Source organism: Fictibacillus iocasae, from assembly GCF_042665465.1.
GTDB lineage: Bacteria > Bacillota > Bacilli > Bacillales > Fictibacillaceae > Fictibacillus > Fictibacillus iocasae.
The window spans coordinates 99,954-117,194 of the sequence record NZ_JBHTCP010000052.1; the positions used below are offsets into that span (position 1 = coordinate 99,954).

Genomic DNA, 17,241 nt, shown 5'->3' on the forward strand with positions numbered 1-17,241 from the left:
TCCTTAAAAATAGTGATGAATACCTAGGTATTTCATTCCACTATTTCTAGAAGAGAAAACGTAATATTTGGAAAAAATGTTAAATAAAGAAGCGAGAATCTATAAAGATTTCTTCTGCGGGCGTAACGGTTGCTTCCATTATGGTTTTTCCGGTCTTTTTTAAGTAACTTTGAACGACATGATAGCCCACCGCATATCCTGCAAAGTTCGTTAGCCCTATTTTTTCGTAGCCGTGTGCGTCTGCCATACCGTCACCAAACAGGTAGCCACGCACTTCATTAAAGCCTTTTACATGTAGTGCTTCTTTAATAATGTTTTTAGAAAACGCCACATCAGCTGGGGTTACATCCGCCACCCAAGGTCCAATTAGCTCTGAACCGTACATGTGGCCTGCGAACGATTCGGCCAATCCTTCTATAACGATATAATCGCCGACACTCACATCACCATGGCGGAATGGTTCATAGCAAAAGCGGATCTGATGGTTACATTCATGTGCGATGGTATGTTTCAGTCTCGACAATGTATAGGAATTAGGACATATATAAATTTGAATATACCCAGGAATACCAGCGAATCCTGAGTAGCCGCCGACCATCTTCATCTCCTGGCTATTTCGATTACCAAGAAGGATGGAAAACTGAATATTTTCAAGCGGAAGGGTTTGGCCTGCCGATTCGAACGTTTGAAGACAATCGTTAAGAACGGCATGTGCTGTGTCAAACGCATTCGCTTTGTTTAATTGTAAGAGGTCTTCGTCTATTGCGTGTGACGATTCGCCTGGAACCCAGAGGCCGAGCATGCTGGATGCCATGAGCACATCATATCCACCTGGATGGGCAGCGGTAATCGGGACGTTAATCGTCTCCCACATTTTTTTGAATGGGCCCATCAATTCATGTCGAAAGATGTTTTGCTGTTGATCAAGGGGTTCACCTTGCATTTTTAGATAAGATTCATCAGATCGATGAATGAGTATTTCCGTTCGTTTCATCAATATCCTCTCCTTTTTAATTCGTCTATTTACACGATAAACGGTCACGCCGCGTGAGGGTCAAGGTTTACTTCTTGCATAATGATGGAAGCCGCTGTAATATGGAGGTATATAAACTTACTTAAAGTAACTAACTATAAAATTGAGAAGGTGGTATATCATGATATTTCATCAAAAACCCGCCACGTACGTCAGCCATGTGCATTTGCTTGTTGAAAATGTAGAACAATCGCTTTCCTTTTATGAAGACATTCTAGGGTTTGCTGTGCTGGAAAAGAAGGGAGGGGAAGCAGTTCTTACTTTAGATGGAAATAAGCCCATTCTCACGCTTGAGCAGCCAGAAGGGGTGAAGCCGAGGCAAAAACGGACAACGGGACTTTATCATTTTGCCCTACTCGTGCCGAGCCGCAAAGAGCTGGCAAAGACCGTTCAGCATTTGATCAACGTGCAGTATCCTCTGCAGGGAGCGTCGGATCATTTAGTGAGCGAGGCGCTGTATCTGGCGGATCCGGACGGACATGGCATCGAGATTTACCGTGACCGCGATGCATCAGAATGGCCATGGAACGGTGAACAAATTATGATGGCAACGGAAGCGCTCGATGTTCGCGGGCTTTTGGAAGAAGCGGTGGGAGAGTCGTTCAAAGGTCTATCAAAAGATACGATGATGGGTCATATTCATTTGCATGTAGCTAACATCGAGAAGTCTCAGGAATTTTATGGAGCGCTCGGATTTCAGCCGGTCAGCCGTTATGGCAGCCAGGCGCTGTTTGTTTCAACGGAAAACTATCATCACCATATTGGTTTGAATACATGGAACGGCGAGGGTGCGCCTGCCCCTGAGCTTAACACAGTTGGAATGAAGCACTATACCATGGTGTTTGCAGATGAAGCAGCAAGAAGTGAGGCGATCACGCGACTTGAATCACATGGGTTTAAAGCAGGAGGATATCGCGCCGTTGATCCTGCAGGAAATGTAATCGAGCTTGCTGTGAGTGAGTAGGAAATAGAAAAGGCTGAACCCTATATAGCGGTTCAGCCTTTTGTTTGATTATTTAAGTTTAAACGAGCTCTTTAACGAAACGATTTCGTTGAATACGATGTTCTCTTCTGTCGTATGCTTTGTATCGACATTGAAATAGCCGTGGCGGAAGAACTGGAACTTGTCCTGAGGCTGGGCGTCTTTCATGTTCGGCTCGATGTAGCCGCGCTTCACGACTAATGAATCCTGGTTCACGTAATCAAGGAATGTCTTGCCTTCGCTTTCCTCGTCACTCGCCATATCCGCATCTCTAATGAGGGGCTCGTATAGGCGGAACTCTGCTGGAACGCCTTGCGTCGCATCGACCCAGTGCAGTGTGCCCTTCACTTTGCGGCCGGTGAAGCCAGTCCCAGACTTTGTTTCCGGATCATACGTGCAATGCAGCTCGACTACGTTTCCGTCAGCGTCCTTGATTACTTTTTCACATTTAATGAAATACGCGTGCTTCAAGCGGACTTCGTTACCAGGGAAGAGGCGGAAATACTTGCTTGGCGGTTCTTCCATGAAATCATCGCGCTCTACATAAATTTCGCGTGAGAACGGAATTTGTCTCATCCCCATTTCAGGGTTTTCCGGATTCACTTCCGCATCGAGCATCTCAACCTGGCCTTCCGGATAGTTCGTGATCACAACTTTAAGCGGATCAAGGATACCCATCGTGCGCGGTGCTTTCATCTTTAAATCTTCGCGTACAAAGTGCTCAAGCATCGCCGTGTCAACAGCACTCGCGCCACCCTTTGATACTCCTGTTTCTTTAACAAAAGCAACGATTGCTTCAGGAGTATAGCCTTTGCGGCGCAGTCCGGAAATCGTCGGCATGCGCGGATCGTCCCATCCATCCACATAGCCTTCGTCAACGAGCTGCTTCAGCTTGCGTTTACTCATGACCGTGTTGATCAGGCCAAGTCGGCCGAACTCGATCTGGCGCGGCGTGTTCTTCATCTCGCATTCTGCTACAACCCAGTCGTACAACGGGCGCTGATCTTCAAACTCAGTCGTACAAAGCGAGTGTGTCACGCCTTCAATCGCATCTTCAAGCGGATGAGCGAACGCATACATCGGGTAGATGCACCATGTATCGCCCGTGTTATGGTGTGTCGCGTGCGATACGCGGTAGATGACCGGGTCACGCAGGTTAATGTTCGGTGAACTCATATCAATTTTTGCGCGCAGCACTTTTTGTCCGTTCTCGAACTCACCTTTACGCATGCGGTCGAACAGATCAAGGTTCTCCTCGATAGAGCGGTTACGGTACGGGCTTTCTTTTCCTGGCTCAGTGAGCGTACCGCGGTACTCGCGGATCTCATCAGCCGATAGATCGTCCACGTATGCTTTGCCTTTATTGATCAGAAGAACAGCGCGCTCGTACATTTCTTCAAAATAGTCCGAAGCAAAGCGGAGGTTTTCCCACTCATACCCGAGCCATGCCACATCTTCCTTAATTGCGTCGACGTACTCCTGATCTTCCTTCAGCGGGTTTGTGTCATCAAAACGAAGGTTCGTTTCGCCGCCAAAGTCATCGGCAAGTCCGAAGTTGATGACGATCGATTTAGCATGCCCGATATGAAGGTATCCGTTCGGTTCAGGAGGAAAGCGTGTAATCACTTTGTCATGCTTTCCGTTCTCCAAATCTTCCTTTATAATACTTCGAATAAAATTAGAAGCGTTGTTATCCAATTTGTATCAGCCTTTCTATTTTTCAAAAGTGAATGCTAAGGGTAATTATAACAAATAAATCTAATTGTCAGTGTATCCATCTATTCTATGAAAAATAAGAGGATTTTAAAAGAGGAAGTAGTAAAGAAGACATAAGAAGTATTACCTATTATTTCAATATTTGTTATAATTTAAATTAAGAAAACGGATTGGAGGAGTGAGGGTCATGATTAAGGATTTAATTTTTCACTCCACTCTTATATTGTCTTATCTCTTTATTATCGGGTTTGTCATAAGCAGAGAGATGAAAAGCTTGTACTCTCCATTTGTGCAGAAGCTCATTCTTGGAACGGCGACAGGTTTGATGGGGATTGTGCTTATGTACTTTTCAGTAAACGTTTCATCAGGCGTTATCATCGATTTAAGACATGTGTTCATCATCATCGCGGCGCTGTTCGGCGGTCCTGTGGCGGCTGTCTTAAGCGGAGTGATTATCGGAACAGCTAGAATGCTGCTGTACGGGCTAAGTGAAGCCTCCATTTCCGCTGGATTATTGATGATGCTGATCGGCTGTATGTCAGGTGCTCTTTCTAAGCTAAGAATCCGGATTTATGCGAAAGGCTTACTTATGAACATCGTATCGTTAGCCTCGATCTATGTGACGTTAGCTTTTTTAATTGATCCAGCCTTTGCCGGCTTGAATGCGGCATACTTATCCGTAGTATCGATTCCGTTAGGATTCCTGGCTGTCTTCCTTAATATTTATCTTTACAAAACAAATGAGATGATGTGGAAGATGAGGCAGGAAGCACGTGTTGATTATTTGACAGGCTTGAACAATGTGAGAACGTTTGATGAAGTATTAAACAATTATAAGAAAGAACAAGGGGTAAGGGGCGAGTTCTTATCCATCTTGTTTATAGATATTGATTTCTTTAAAAGAGTAAATGACACGCACGGCCATGATGCGGGTGATGAAGTGCTCAAACAGCTGGCATCTGTTCTACGGCAGAACGCCAGGTCGTTCGATATCGTTTCACGAAACGGCGGTGAGGAGTTCTCTGTGCTTATGCCAGACTGCCAAAATGAAAGAGCGGTCGAAGTCGGAGAGCGAATCAGACAGGCTGTAGAACGATTTCCGTTCCGCTTGCCAGCTGGCGGTCCTCTTTATATCACTGTATCTATCGGTGTAGCGAGCTACCCAGAGACGGTCGGTACGGTGGACGAGCTTGTCAAGCAAGCTGACGATGCGCTCTACGCTGCGAAAAAAAGCGGGCGAAATAAAGTCATCAGCGGCGAGCGGCATCTTGAAACCTCGCGGCTGAATGCCTAAACCGGCAGCTGCATATGTATAGCAATAGAAGTTGAATAGGGGGGATAGCGATGCCGTATTATACGTTAAGCGACAACACCCAGCTGCACTTTGAGGAGACGGGGTCCGGTACACCTGTCATTTTCTTGCACGGTGTATGGATGAGCAGCCGATTTTTTCAGAAACAGGTGCCTTATTTCAAAGATAAATATCGTACGATTTTGTTGGACTTTAGAGGCCATGGCCAGTCCGGTCACCCTCATCACGGACATACGATCGAAACGTACGCACGCGACCTTCATGAATTTATTTTAGGACGTGATTTAAAGGATGTTGTGTTAGTCGGCTGGTCAATGGGTGCTTTCGTTGTATGGGAGTATTTGAAGCAATTTGGTGATGATAACGTGAAGGGAAATGTGATTGTCGACGAGATGGCTTCTGATTTTAAATGGCCGGACTTCCCGATCGGCGCATTCGATTTTCCGACACTCATCCATTTCATGCGCGGTGTGCAGCACGATCGCAGAGCCACGCTGGAAGGGTTCGTCCCTCTCATGTTTAAAAAGGAGCTTTCTGATGAGGATAAGTCGTGGATCATGGAGGAAGTCACCCGCATGCCGGAATCGATCGCAAGCGCTATCTTGTTCGATCAGTCTGTTGTTGATTACAGAGAAGATTTTCCTGATATAAACAATCCAAGCTTGCTCTGCTTTGGCCGCGAGGAGAAACTCATTCCGGTTGCCGCGGGTGAGCACATCCGTGATTTATTGCCGAACGCCAGACTGGAAATCTTTGAAAACAGCTGCCACTGCCCGTTTTTAGAAGAAACCGATCTTTTTAATGAGAGAGTGGATCGATTTATACAATCCTTATAAGTATTGTGAACTGTTCCGAATTCAACGGAGCAGTTTTTTCTTTTTGGGAGGGGCATAGTCCGGTGCACAAGCTGTTAAAAGTGGCGCGCAAGTCCAGAGGCAACACTATAACCCGCCTGCAACCTGATTAAATCCGCGCGCATCAGCTTAACGGCGCGAAATAAGAGTCAACCGGCGCACAACACTCTGCAGCCGCGCTCAATATTAGAATGTGGCGAGGAAATCAAAAAGTTGGCGCGATAGGGGTAGGGAGAGGGCCTATAACTTGATTTAAATCTGTCAGCAAGTTCACTTGGCGCGAATGCATTAGAAACCCGCTCGCATCCAGTTGAAATTGGCGGGTATCTCTCCAAATAGCCTAATTATTAGCGCGCAATTTGAATCCTGTTAATGTGATCTTTTTTTCGTACCGGACCCCGACTAGTGTTCACGTTTGACAGACAAGCTACTAGCACATTATATTTAACCAAATGGTAAACTATCAAAATGAGCATTTGAATGATGTATTTTCAGTCCTGTCGGATCCGACGAGACGAGGAATTATAGAGCAGCTGTCAGAGGGGGAAAGGAGTGTCCAGGAGCTGGCACAGCCTTTTGACATGTCGCTTCCGGCTATTTCAAAGCATCTTAAGGTGCTAGAGAAAGCCGGATTGGTATCGCAGCGGAAAGAAGGGCGTTACCGTTATTATTCTATAAAACCGGATGCAATTGACGGGGCATGTGAATGGATGGACAGCCTGAAACAAGTGTGGGCAGTGCTGTTTTGCTGCCGTAAAAAAGGAGGGCCAAAGAATGGCGCTTAATGAAATCATACAAGTGCAAGGGCTCGTAAAGCGATACGGAGATTTCACGGCCGTAAAGGGAAGCGAGTTTCAGGTCTATGAAGGAGAGATTTTCGGCCTTCTCGGACCAAATGGAGCTGGCAAGACGACGACGCTCGAAATGCTTGTCGGCCTTCGTAAGCCGGATGGCGGGACGGCTCTAATTGGCGGCTATGATATCACTCGTGATATGGATAAAGTGAAAGAGGTCATCGGTGTTCAGCTACAGTCGACCACATTGTTTGAGCTCTTGAAAGTAGAAGAGATTCTTCATCTGTATGCCAGTTTTTATAAAAAAAATATATCGATACCGCAGCTGATTGATGACATGCTGCTCTCAGAAAAAAAGAATAGCCGAATAAAAGGTCTCTCAGGCGGACAGAAGCAGCGTCTCGCAATTGCGCTTGCTTTAGTACACGATCCGTCCGTCATTTTTCTCGACGAACCGACGACCGGCCTGGATCCGCAGGCGCGCCGCACGTTGTGGGATATTATCCTGAAGCTGAAGGAACGCGGTAAAACGATCGTCCTGACGACGCATTATATGGATGAAGCACACGTGCTCTGTGACCGGATCGCGATCATGGATCAAGGAGAGCTGATCGCACTCGATACGCCTGGTGAGCTCGTGAAGAACCTGCAGTCTGACAGTGCCGTAGAGTTTCGGTTTGAAGATGAAAATAGTGATGTAGAGCTGTCTGAGATTTCAGGGGTAAAACAGGTTGGCAGCCAGAAGGATGTCCACATTTTATACACAGATGATCTGCAAACCACACTGACGAGCCTCATACAGACCGCTTCAGAAAAACAGTTGAAACTGGGAGATTTGCAGACTCGAACGGCGACATTAGAAGACGTGTTCATACATATGACAGGAAGGAGGCTGCGAGAAGAATGAGAGCATACTGGCAGCTGACCTTATCACAAATCCGTATATTTCTTCGGAATCGGCAGGTGCTTTTCTGGACGCTGGCGTTTCCGATCTTCTTAATGATTATGCTCGGTTCGTTCTTAGGGAATGGAAATGGCATCTCTATAACAATAGGGCTTGTCGACCAGGATCAGTCTGATCAATCACAAAGCTTCATAGCAGAATTGAAGAAAAACGAAGCCATCTCAATTGAAAAGAGCAAAGAGAAAACCGCCTTGAAGCAGCTGAAAAAAGGAGACCTTCAGCTTGTCGTGATCATCCCAAAGGGGTACGGTACAACGGTTTCGGCAGAGCCGGGAGCTCAGCCGTTTCAGATGCCGGTCTATTATAACGAAACAAACTTTGCTGTCTCACAGGTTGGACTTCAGCTCGTCAACAGTGCAGTGGATGCTATTTCAAAAGAGAAGACGGGCTACAAGCCTGTTGTGGTGACCGATTCAAAAGGGGTCGAAGCACTCAACCTCCGTTACATCGACTTCCTCGTACCGGGAATTGTGGCGATGATGATCATGAGCAACAACATGAACGGTGTGGCTGGCCAGATCGCTTCATGGCGCGAGCGCGGCATCTTGCGCCGCATGCAGGGAACCACGCTGAAAGCCTCCACCTTTATCGCGGCCCAAATCACAGCACGCTTTTTATTAAACGGCTTGCAGGCACTAGTTGTACTCGGTGTGGCGTGGGCAGTGTTCGGAATTGAAGTACGAGGTTCCTGGTTTACACTTATTACATTTGTGGCGCTCGGTACGCTCGCCTTCATGGCAGTCGGCTTCATTATTGCCGGTATTGCAAAAACGCCAGAGAGTGCAGGACCGATTGCAGGATTCCTGTCATTTCCGATGCTGTTCTTAGGAGGTGTGTTCTTCCCGATCAAGAACATGCCAGAATTTCTGCAGCCAATCGTCCATGTTCTGCCGATCGCTCATTTGAGCCATGCACTGCGAGAAACGATGAATGTCGGTGCCACGTTTGCGAGTCTCGGTATGGAAGCACTCATACTAGGCGGCTGGCTGATCGGCGCGTTTATTGTGGCAAGCTACACGTTTAAATGGGAATAAAAACGACTGGGGGAAGAGAAATGAACGAACAGAATTACAAAAACCATGCAAGGATGCATCCGATCTATCATTTTGTATTGTCACTGCTCGTGCTGGGAGGCTTCATCACCGCTGTCACTAACGTGTTCCAGTCGGATCATACACTTGGGGCGGTAACGCTGCTTCTGCTGGCTTCAGCACTGCTCGTCACGTTTACGCTATTGCGCTTGTATCCGTTAAAAGCACAGGACCGGGCCATTCGGGCAGAAGAGAACCTCAGGCACTTTGTACTGACGGGGAAATTGCTAGATGATAGGCTTACACCGGGCCAAATCGTCGCGCTGCGTTTCGCGCCTGACGAAGAGTTTCCATCACTCGCTGAAAAAGCAGCAGCTGAGGGGTTGAAGCCGAAAGAGATCAAGCAGGCAGTCGTTAACTGGAGAGGCGATTATTATAGAATATAGAGTGAACTGCCGGGAATGAAAAAGATTCCTGGCTTTTTTAATGCGCAAGTTTACATATATTGTATAATAGTTTACAGAATGCAAGGTGAAAGGGGCTTATTCAATGGGCTTGTTAAATGAACGAGACTCAGTATTATTTAAAATGACTGTATATTTGCCATTCCCGCTTTTCTTAATTGGATGGCTGTTCTATTACTCTTCAAAAAATAAACTAGTAGAATACGCAAAAGACATAGATATCCATTTGGCACAGATTTTTACTGACTTATTGAATGGCAGTGAAATTATCGTATGGCTTACAATGGCTTATTTTGCCATTATGTATATAACGCGATCGAGATTAATGCTATTTTATAGTCCGGTTATATTTGTACTCTTGCTTTTCTTGCAAACCATATTCCCCAATTTTTTGCTTTTTTGCACCATATACGGTTCTTTTGACAGCTTCTTTACGTTCATAGGCGGCTCAGCTCTAACCTTGGCACCAGCGGTTTTTATCGTCTTATATCATATAAATTCACATATGTTTTTTGTTTATTCTTCCCTAGTGACGGGTCTGATCGTTTTTATCATGCCATTAATCTTAAGGGATGATTTAGCTGTGCAATTGCCTGGATACAAGCCTTATGTAAGTTTGTTGGCTGCAACTGTAATCTTTTATTTTGTAGGTCCAATCGCTGTATTACTTCTTAATGAGTATCGAACCGTGAGAAGCAAGGTAAATCGAAACGAGTTTATTGACGACAGTGAAATCAATGAACTAAGAAATAACTGATGGTTAAATAATGGTGTAAAGAACACAGTCCGCAGTGGTTGTGTTCTTTATTTTTATTTAGGGAAGAAAACCGGTTCAAGAAATTCATTATTTTGCTTGGAATAGAGAATAGGAACGTCAAATTATATTCTCCAAGGAAATATTTCACTTCTGCAATACTAAATGCATAGTAAAAAATATGCTTAGTTTGATGTAGAGAGTTTTATTAATAGTAGGAAAGACTCGGTAAATAGGAATCGGAAATTTGTGATTTCGTGTTTGTTATTGAAGGGTAGTGGGAATTTGTGATAGTAATTGAAGAGGGAATACAATCACTCTTTAATAATAAATTATAGCTCTAAAAATATAGAAAGCAAGAAAAGAGGTCAAGTCCAATGAAGATCATAATAACTTTAGCAGTTGTATTGTTACTTATATTAGGGGGATGCGGTATGGCGAAAGAACAGGAAACAAATGGTGCAGGGGAAAAAGAATCAAAATTGCCTGAAACAAAAGCATTTCAAGATGAATACACAAGAGATTTTATAAAATCCACCAAAGAAACGGAGGAAGGCTTTTATACATACGAGTCTAAAACAGGTGGATATTCTATGTTATTTCCAGTAAACGCAGAACTCGATGAAATGTTTTATGAAAGAGTAAAAGAATCATTTGAGAGTATAGATTTTGGGGAAAACACTGCAGGTAACTTTACATATGATGTTACTTTATTTTACGAAAATAAACCTTCTATGACTGACTTAGAAGTAAATTTATCAGTACTTTCTGATATGCAAGGCTATACGGGAAATTACAAGGAAACGAACGGTAACGAAACGTTGATTAAATATGCATCAGAAATTCACGAAATCTCAAAAGGAGATAATGCATATTTCACTTTTGGGTTTATACACTCTGAGAAAAACAAAGAAAAAGGTATAAGTATGGTTTATACCGCAACATGCACTAATGAAAAGCAAAAATGTGAGATAGACAAGGTAAAAGAAGAGAATAAAGCAATAAGGCTTATGAAGTCTATTGAATTTAAAAATTAAGGTTCATGTTCGACCAATATTGGAAAAACGTTAAGAGCATTTTAAAATAGTCGAAAGTCATATGTCTAAATATTGATTTGAAAAATAGACCTAAGCAAACACACAATACCTAGCAACCTATAATAGTAGTAAGAAAGAGGCAAAGTCCAATGAAGATCATAATGACTTTAGCAGTTGTATTCGTACTTATATTAGGGGGATGCGGCATGTCATATGAGCATGGAACAAAAGCATTTCAAGACGAATACACAAGAGATTTTATGAAATCCACCAAAGAAACGGAGGAAGGCTTTTATACATACGAGTCTAAAACAGGTGGATATTCTATGTTATTTCCAGTTAACGCAAAACTCGATGATATGCTTTATGTTAAAGAAAAAGATTATTTTGAACGTATAAACTTCGGTGAGAATACCGCAGAAAATTTTTCATACTATGTTAGGTTAACTTACCAAAATAAGCCCTCTATGAATGACTTGGAGGTGCAATTATCGATACTTTCTGATGAACAAGACTATAAGGGGCGCTATAAAGAAACGAACGGTAGGAAAACATTGATTAAATATGCATCAGAAATTTTTAAAACTTCAAATGGAGATGTGGCTTACTTTACTTTTGGATTTATACAATCAGGAAAAAACAATGAACAAGGTATAAAAATGGTTTATACCGCAACATGTCCAAATGAAAAGCAAAAATGTGAGATAAATCAATTAGAAGAAGAAAAGGCTATAAGACTCATGAAATCTATTAAATTTAATTAATTGACAGGGAGGTGTCCTTTAAGTGAGCTCTAACATATTGAATACCAATGTAATAAGAACAAGAATTGCTGAATTAGAATACAAGAATATTACCGCAGATCAAATCCGAAAAATATATATAGAAGAAACAGGAAAGGCACCTCCCGAGAAGATTACGGTTAATAAGACTCTGGTTTTGTTGTGACCGTGACGTTGCTTTGTTTTATTATGCAGAAAAACTGGTCTGTCTCGAAGATTATCTAAATTAAATTATTGTAATGGATCTGCTTCATACGAAAAAAGTTTAGTTTCTAAAATAATAATAAAGTGTAGTAAAAAATGTACTTTGTTTTTACGTTCTTGGAATATTAGTAGTAAAAAAGAAATGGTATATAGGAATTAAAAAAATGTAATTTCGTGTTTGATATTGAAGAATCGTGGGAATTTGTGGTAGTAATTGAAGGGGCAATACATCACCCTTTAATATTAAAATAACATTTAATGGCTCTACAAATTTAGAAAGCAAGAGAAGAGGTCAAGTCCAATGAAGATCATAATGACTTTAGCAGTTGTATTCGGACTTATACTAGGGGGATGCGGTATGGCAAATGAGCAGGGAGCAAATAGTACAGATGAAAAATCTAAAATGCCTGTTACGAAAGCATTTCAAGATGAATACACAAGATATTTTATGAAATCCACCAAAGAAACGGAAGAAGGCTTTTATACATACGAGTCTAAAACAGGTGGATATTCTATGTTATTTCCAGTTAACGCAAATCTCGATGAAATGTTTTATGAAAGAGTAAAAGAATCATTTGAAAGAATAAACTTTGGGGAAAACACTGAAGATAATTTCACATATTTCGTCAGGTTGTTTTACGAAAATAAACCTTCTATGACTGATCTGGAATTGAATTTATCGGTACTTTCTGATGAACAAAAATATAAGGGAACCTATAAGGAAACTAGGGGTAAAGACACATTGATTAAATATGCAACAAGAATTTTAAAGGCCTCAGAAAAAGATAATGCGTATATAACTTTTGGGTTTATACACTCTGAAAAAAACAAAGAAAAAGGTATAAGTATGGTTTATGTCGCATCATGCCCTAATGAGAAGCAGAAATGTGAGATTGACCAAGTAAAAGAGGAAAATAAAGCAATAAAACTTATGAAATCTATTGAATTTACTAAGTGACAGGGAGGTGCTTTTAAGTGAACTCCAATATATTAAACACAAATGTGATAAGAACAAGAATAGCCGAATTAGAATATAAGAATATTACCGTGGATCAAATCCGTAAAATATATATTGAAGAAACAGGAAAGGCACCTCCCGGAAAAATTACAGTTTATAAATCAGATGATTATCCAGTTTCTGGAAAAGACTCTGGTTTTGATGGAACCGTTATTCACTTTTATGATGAAGCTACTAACATTAATACTGCTTATACGATAACGAGAGGCAGTGAAAATAAAGAGAAGGGAAGCAGTATTGCATTAGATTGGCTATACAATGGCATGGGTATTTTTGTTGGTCATAACGAAAGTCAATATAGAGATGCAAAAAAATTTGATAAATCAGTAACAGAAAAAATTAAACAGCAGACCGGCGATAACATACAATTAAGTAAGTATGGGATAGGACATTCTTTAGGCGGGAACTTAATTCAAATGCTGCAGCTGTTAAATGGAGGGTTTGAAGAAGTTTATGCCATTAACGATGCACCACCATCAGCTTATCAATTGGCTGCCTTAGATGTTGATTATTGGTATTTACTAGCGAAAAAGTTTAATTTAAACTCAAGTGATTTTAACCAAATATACTCTATCCCACCATCCAAGCTCAAGGAATTCACCGAACAATACTACAAAGAAAAAGGAAAGAACATCCACCACCTTACCGCTTATGAAGACATGCTGTATGCAGCGTCCATTATTCGTGGATTCATCGATTTGGGAGAGAGGGAGTTTGTGGATACCGACCCTGAGTTTGATGGCATCCGCACGATGATTGATGACGTATCAGATGAAGATTTGCAAAAGCTGCAGGTTTTTTTAGCCAAGTATGCGCCTGCTTATGAAAAAAATGGATTCGATGGACTACTTGCTAAAATGCTGGGGATCACTGTAAATCAGTTGGGAGACTTAAGAGAAGCATTTGGAGAAATGAAGGATGCCGATGATTCTTTGGAGCATTTTTTAGCTGCCAAGAAATTAATTCCTTTATGTTTAACCGTGAGCCCTGATGTGATTAAGCAGTTGTATAAAGAAAAAGGGAACGTTCTTACCTTAATGAAGGTGGCCTGGAACATTCATGGCGAGGATTTAAATGAGATAGATGCTCATTTAGACGGCATGATAGAAGACATTAAAACTATAAGAGAAACGATTGGGCAACTGAGTGAATTAAATATCTTTAAGGTATCATTTAATCCGTTGAATTACCTTGAAGATCTAGCGTCTATTAAACAAGCGTTTAACACAATAAAAAAATGCTTAACATCTTTGTTTGACAGGTTTGATGAAATAAAAGAAACCGTAAAAAACATTAAACCGAAATACGATAAAAGCGTTCACGCTCATGGAGCTGGAACAGTGGCAAACGCATTAGCAAAGGAAAAAGGCCTACGGTATGTCAAGGGTGAAATGATATTAACCAAATCAGGCGGAAACGGTAAACCAATTGAAGTGAACCTTTCTTCCGCTGTTACGATCTATCAAACGGGAATCGATAAATACCGGGAGATGGAGGAAAACGCCAGCCAGCTTCGTACCGCCTATGATTTTGAATATGTATATGACTTTGATCAGAGAAAAAGCAAGTTAATGCAAAAGATTCACGACATGGAAGCAAGCCCTTCATCTTATGAATACTTGCTTGAAAATGAAAACTATACGGTGACCAGCATTTCGGTAGAAGAAGAGCTTCCCGGTTTAAACTCGGCTTTTCATGAAACGTTTGAAGAGATGTTTGCTTCTTATGAAGTTGAGTTGGAAAAAGGAAAAGCACTTCTGCAGCGTATGAAAACATCAATAACAGACCTTTTTCAGGAAGATAAACGAATAGCAGCGATATTTGAGCTGAGGTAAGGTGATAGGGTATGGGGCAAAAAAAAATATGGCATGATTTTGAGCCGCATCAAAGTTTGCATCATAAGTTTCATATCTTCAGAACACGTTTAGAAGACATTGCTGCCTTAAGTCAAGAGTTAACCAGCAATGTGCAGCAGGAATTAGGAAAAAGCAAAGGAAACATCGTGGAAGAAATCAACAGTGCACTTCTGGAGAGGCAAAAAAATGTCCAGTCGTTCGCTTTACATCATATAGAAGCCATGAATCATATGGCACAGATATACACGAATCACATCAACAAAATAAACACCCAGCAGGTAAAGATTTACTATGAGGAAAAAGAATTAAGCAAAAAGTAACAAGAAATTACAAAAAATAGGTTTCGGTATTTCCAATATAGGGCAAATATAGGTTGTGATCACCTAGCTGCCTTATTAATTGCAGAACAACCGGTCATTTTGATCGTTGTTTAAATAAATATTTAAAACATGAGGAGAGATGAAAATGTCAGGAATTATTCGCGTTACCCCTGCAGAACTAGTCGATATGTCAGGCCGTTATTCTAACGAAAGCAGCCAGGTTGGAGAGCAGATTTCCCGCCTTAATAGCATGATCAGCCAATTAGAAGGCATGTGGGAAGGTGAAGCAAGCCGCGCATTCAGCCAGCAGTATGAGGCACTTAAGCCTTCTTTCCAGCAAATGCAGCAGCTGCTTGAAGACATCTCTACACAGCTTAACAACACTTCTAAAGCACTTGAAGACGCTGACAACCAAATCGCGAGCCAAATCAGAGGCTAAGCTTCAATTAACAACCTATTGAAAGACAAAAAGGAGCGCCGACACTGATTCTAGCAGTGGCGCTCCTTCCTTTTGGGGTGAGAGATATGTATATAGAGGTTACCGTTGATCTAAAGCATTATACAGGTGAAACCTTTGACCTGCGTCTGTCCAATTTTAACAGCGTAAAAAAGGTTGTGGATATTATCTGGCAGGCAAAGTCCATCTCTGTTCCGCCGAGAGATGGTTATTGGGTGCGAATTCCCAATAAGAGTGTCGTATTATCAGGCAATGAGAAACTGTCCGAGAACGGAATTACAACCGGCGACCGGTTTGAAGTTCTATGAAGGGAGTCTAAACATAAATGGCAGAAATAAAACAGTCCTATCTGGAGCAGGAATTAGAGGCCCGTATTCATAGAGAACAGGATGCGACAGCTTTTGTTTTTCAGAAAGAAAAGATTAAGCTCGACAACCAAGCAGAAATTGAACTTCTTAAGGGGCTTGATCATGGTATTCAAAGAGATATTACCCTGAACGAAGATGAACTAATCATCACGGCAACACCTGATGCTCGTTTTCATACGTTTCGTGCTTTAAAGGAAAAAGATGGGCGCAGCAGATTGTTATTTGCTCATCAGCTTGTTAAAAAAGTGAAAGAGCACTCCTTATCCAGGCTGCACATCGTTGTCAGCCCAGAGAATATACTATTCGATGAAAGTTTAACCCCAAGCTTTTTACATTACGGTGTAAAGGAAAGCATCCCTCCTTATGAAAAAGACAGCGAGAAGCTTTGGCAGCAGCTTAAGGCAGCCTCAGCTTTAGCAATAGATGGCAAGTATACGTTTCAAGAGTATTTGAAGTTCCACGAAACATTGGATCTAACTCCGCAAGCAAAAGAAATCATGGAAGCGCAAAATGAAGACAGCCTCCTGGCATGGATTGAACAGCAAATCAAGAACCTGGATGAAAAGGATAAATCGTTTGTCACTATACCGCAAAACAAATGGAAAGTGACGCGTTATGTCGCAATAGGGCTGCTTGCTGGTTTCCTGCCGGCATTGCTGTATACGCTGTATTCTTTATTCTTTCTTGAACCGAAGCAGGACGCCTTTGTCGCGAGTAATGAGCATTTCCTTGGCAGCGAGTACAGCGAGGTCGTGGAGACGCTGGCCGATTATGAAGCGGATGAAATGCCGGAGGTCGTTCAATATGAGCTTGCATCATCCTACATAAAGAACGCTAAGCTGACAGAAGAGCAAAAAGAGCAAGTATCGAACACCGTTACCCTTCAGACCGATCCTCAGTATTTCGCCTATTGGATTCATATTGGCAGAGGGGAAGGGAAGAAGGCACTCGACATCGCACGTGCGCTCGAAGACCGTGACCTTATTGTATATGGACTCCTTGAGTACCGTAACGAAATCAAAGCCAATGAAGATTTGTCGAGTGAGGAAAAGCAGAAGCTGCTAAAAGAAGTACAAGCGGAAATCGATGAATATGAACAAGAACAAAAGGCGCTGATTGAAGAGGAAGAACGAAAAGAGGAAGAATTGCGCCAAGCGGAGCAGCAGCTGGAAGAACAGAAAAAGCTAGAGGAAGAACAAAAGGCGCAAGAAGCCAAAAAAGCGCAGGAAGCAGCAGCTGAAAAAGACAAAGCCAAACCGGCAGCTCCAGCCGCTGGAAATGAATAGGGAGGGGCC

General features: G+C 42.2%; 18 protein-coding genes. 16 read left to right on the forward strand and 2 right to left on the reverse strand.

Going from position 1 to position 17,241, the window contains the following annotated elements; all coding sequences use genetic code 11:
* Window positions 1-79: 79 nt before the first annotated feature.
* Complete coding sequence (locus tag ACFQPF_RS17845) at window positions 80-994, reverse strand: DUF2268 domain-containing putative Zn-dependent protease (protein WP_379751514.1); 915 nt, start codon at window positions 992-994, stop codon at window positions 80-82.
* Window positions 995-1,154: 160 nt separating this feature from the next.
* Between ACFQPF_RS17845 and ACFQPF_RS17850 the strand changes: the two genes are divergently transcribed.
* Complete coding sequence (locus ACFQPF_RS17850; RefSeq protein ID WP_379751516.1) at window positions 1,155-1,997, forward strand: VOC family protein; 843 nt, start codon at window positions 1,155-1,157, stop codon at window positions 1,995-1,997.
* A 48-nt stretch (window positions 1,998-2,045) separates the two neighbouring features.
* Here the strand turns inward: ACFQPF_RS17850 and ACFQPF_RS17855 are convergent, their stop codons facing one another.
* On the reverse strand, window positions 2,046-3,713 hold the full coding sequence (locus ACFQPF_RS17855) for a glutamine--tRNA ligase/YqeY domain fusion protein (protein ID WP_379751518.1): 1,668 nt from the start codon (window positions 3,711-3,713) through the stop codon (window positions 2,046-2,048).
* 205 nt (window positions 3,714-3,918) lie between these two features.
* Between ACFQPF_RS17855 and ACFQPF_RS17860 the strand changes: the two genes are divergently transcribed.
* From ACFQPF_RS17860 to essB, 15 genes are all read left to right on the forward strand, one after another.
* A complete protein-coding gene (locus ACFQPF_RS17860) occupies window positions 3,919-5,025 on the forward strand; it encodes a GGDEF domain-containing protein (RefSeq protein WP_379751520.1) in 1,107 nt (368 codons plus the stop codon).
* Window positions 5,026-5,075: 50 nt separating this feature from the next.
* On the forward strand, window positions 5,076-5,879 hold the full coding sequence (locus ACFQPF_RS17865) for an alpha/beta fold hydrolase (protein WP_379751522.1): 804 nt from the start codon (window positions 5,076-5,078) through the stop codon (window positions 5,877-5,879).
* Window positions 5,880-6,373: 494 nt separating this feature from the next.
* Window positions 6,374-6,682, forward strand: a complete 309-nt coding sequence (locus tag ACFQPF_RS17870) for an ArsR/SmtB family transcription factor (RefSeq protein WP_379751524.1) — start codon at window positions 6,374-6,376, stop codon at window positions 6,680-6,682.
* Window positions 6,672-7,598: an ABC transporter ATP-binding protein gene (locus ACFQPF_RS17875; RefSeq protein WP_379751526.1), complete on the forward strand. Its 927-nt coding sequence runs from the start codon at window positions 6,672-6,674 to the stop codon at window positions 7,596-7,598. Before ACFQPF_RS17870 ends, ACFQPF_RS17875 begins: the two co-directional genes overlap by 11 nt.
* Window positions 7,595-8,689, forward strand: coding sequence for an ABC transporter permease (locus tag ACFQPF_RS17880; RefSeq protein ID WP_379751528.1), 1,095 nt, complete (start codon window positions 7,595-7,597; stop codon window positions 8,687-8,689). Before ACFQPF_RS17875 ends, ACFQPF_RS17880 begins: the two co-directional genes overlap by 4 nt.
* Before the next feature lie 20 nt (window positions 8,690-8,709).
* On the forward strand, window positions 8,710-9,132 hold the full coding sequence (locus tag ACFQPF_RS17885) for a DUF6526 family protein (protein ID WP_379751530.1): 423 nt from the start codon (window positions 8,710-8,712) through the stop codon (window positions 9,130-9,132).
* A 103-nt stretch (window positions 9,133-9,235) separates the two neighbouring features.
* Entirely contained in the window at window positions 9,236-9,907 is a 672-nt protein-coding gene (locus tag ACFQPF_RS17890) for a hypothetical protein (RefSeq protein WP_379751532.1), read from the forward strand.
* 431 nt (window positions 9,908-10,338) lie between these two features.
* Window positions 10,339-10,941, forward strand: a complete 603-nt coding sequence (locus ACFQPF_RS17895; RefSeq protein WP_379751534.1) for a hypothetical protein — start codon at window positions 10,339-10,341, stop codon at window positions 10,939-10,941.
* 206 nt (window positions 10,942-11,147) lie between these two features.
* Window positions 11,148-11,705: a hypothetical protein gene (locus tag ACFQPF_RS17900; RefSeq protein ID WP_379751536.1), complete on the forward strand. Its 558-nt coding sequence runs from the start codon at window positions 11,148-11,150 to the stop codon at window positions 11,703-11,705.
* A 523-nt stretch (window positions 11,706-12,228) separates the two neighbouring features.
* Window positions 12,229-12,885, forward strand: a complete 657-nt coding sequence (locus ACFQPF_RS17905) for a hypothetical protein (protein WP_379751538.1) — start codon at window positions 12,229-12,231, stop codon at window positions 12,883-12,885.
* 17 nt (window positions 12,886-12,902) lie between these two features.
* A complete protein-coding gene (locus ACFQPF_RS17910) occupies window positions 12,903-14,780 on the forward strand; it encodes a DUF6792 domain-containing protein (RefSeq protein ID WP_379751540.1) in 1,878 nt (625 codons plus the stop codon).
* 11 nt (window positions 14,781-14,791) lie between these two features.
* A complete protein-coding gene (locus tag ACFQPF_RS17915) occupies window positions 14,792-15,121 on the forward strand; it encodes a hypothetical protein (RefSeq protein ID WP_379751542.1) in 330 nt (109 codons plus the stop codon).
* A 145-nt stretch (window positions 15,122-15,266) separates the two neighbouring features.
* Window positions 15,267-15,560 carry a WXG100 family type VII secretion target gene (locus ACFQPF_RS17920; protein ID WP_094253564.1) on the forward strand — a complete coding sequence of 98 codons (294 nt, stop codon included), beginning with the start codon at window positions 15,267-15,269 and terminating at the stop codon, window positions 15,558-15,560.
* 86 nt (window positions 15,561-15,646) lie between these two features.
* Window positions 15,647-15,886, forward strand: coding sequence for an ESX secretion system protein YukD (yukD, locus tag ACFQPF_RS17925; protein ID WP_379751544.1), 240 nt, complete (start codon window positions 15,647-15,649; stop codon window positions 15,884-15,886).
* A gap of 17 nt (window positions 15,887-15,903) precedes the next feature.
* Window positions 15,904-17,232, forward strand: coding sequence for a type VII secretion protein EssB (gene essB, locus ACFQPF_RS17930; RefSeq protein ID WP_379751546.1), 1,329 nt, complete (start codon window positions 15,904-15,906; stop codon window positions 17,230-17,232).
* Window positions 17,233-17,241: the final 9 nt, after the last annotated feature.

Coding starts and splice junctions, on each gene's coding strand:
- ACFQPF_RS17885 (WP_379751530.1), top strand. CDS start 8,710: ATGAACGAACAGAATTACAAAAACCATGCAAGGATGCATCCGATCTAT.
- ACFQPF_RS17920 (WP_094253564.1), top strand. CDS start 15,267: ATGTCAGGAATTATTCGCGTTACCCCTGCAGAACTAGTCGATATGTCA.
- ACFQPF_RS17845 (WP_379751514.1), bottom strand. CDS start 994: ATGAAACGAACGGAAATACTCATTCATCGATCTGATGAATCTTATCTA.
- ACFQPF_RS17895 (WP_379751534.1), top strand. CDS start 10,339: ATGGCGAAAGAACAGGAAACAAATGGTGCAGGGGAAAAAGAATCAAAA.
- yukD (WP_379751544.1), top strand. CDS start 15,647: ATGTATATAGAGGTTACCGTTGATCTAAAGCATTATACAGGTGAAACC.
- ACFQPF_RS17850 (WP_379751516.1), top strand. CDS start 1,155: ATGATATTTCATCAAAAACCCGCCACGTACGTCAGCCATGTGCATTTG.
- ACFQPF_RS17865 (WP_379751522.1), top strand. CDS start 5,076: ATGCCGTATTATACGTTAAGCGACAACACCCAGCTGCACTTTGAGGAG.
- ACFQPF_RS17905 (WP_379751538.1), top strand. CDS start 12,229: ATGAAGATCATAATGACTTTAGCAGTTGTATTCGGACTTATACTAGGG.
- ACFQPF_RS17875 (WP_379751526.1), top strand. CDS start 6,672: ATGGCGCTTAATGAAATCATACAAGTGCAAGGGCTCGTAAAGCGATAC.
- ACFQPF_RS17900 (WP_379751536.1), top strand. CDS start 11,148: ATGTCATATGAGCATGGAACAAAAGCATTTCAAGACGAATACACAAGA.
- ACFQPF_RS17880 (WP_379751528.1), top strand. CDS start 7,595: ATGAGAGCATACTGGCAGCTGACCTTATCACAAATCCGTATATTTCTT.
- essB (WP_379751546.1), top strand. CDS start 15,904: ATGGCAGAAATAAAACAGTCCTATCTGGAGCAGGAATTAGAGGCCCGT.
- ACFQPF_RS17860 (WP_379751520.1), top strand. CDS start 3,919: ATGATTAAGGATTTAATTTTTCACTCCACTCTTATATTGTCTTATCTC.
- ACFQPF_RS17915 (WP_379751542.1), top strand. CDS start 14,792: ATGGGGCAAAAAAAAATATGGCATGATTTTGAGCCGCATCAAAGTTTG.
- ACFQPF_RS17890 (WP_379751532.1), top strand. CDS start 9,236: ATGGGCTTGTTAAATGAACGAGACTCAGTATTATTTAAAATGACTGTA.